Origin of the sequence: Parafrigoribacterium mesophilum (assembly GCF_039652555.1) — a bacterium.
GTDB classification, from domain to species: Bacteria; Actinomycetota; Actinomycetes; order Actinomycetales; family Microbacteriaceae; genus Parafrigoribacterium; species Parafrigoribacterium mesophilum.
Map to the genome: position 1 here is coordinate 1 of NZ_JBDJAF010000056.1, position 273 is coordinate 273.

Below are 273 nucleotides of genomic sequence, written 5' to 3' on the forward strand. Positions count from 1 at the left end.
CGTGTTCCCGCTGCGTGCCGCGCACATGGAGAAAGAGGAACGCGAGGCAAAGGCCCAGCAGGCGGCCGAGGTGCTCGGCCTGGGCGGACTGCTCGACCGGAAACCGCGGCAACTGTCCGGCGGTGAACGGCAACGTGTCGCGTTGGCCAGAGCGATGGTGCGCAATCCCGCGGTGTTCCTCCTGGACGAACAGCTTTCCAACCTGGATGCGAAACTTCGCGCTACCGCCCGGGACGAGCTCAAGCGGTTCCAGGAACGCGTGGGCACAACCAC

General features: G+C 66.3%; 1 protein-coding gene. It reads left to right on the forward strand.

Features of this window, described 5'->3' with window-relative positions:
- Window positions 1–273 (forward strand): ATP-binding cassette domain-containing protein (locus ABFX56_RS16080; RefSeq protein WP_346234363.1); only part of this gene is annotated, 273 nt, incomplete at both ends.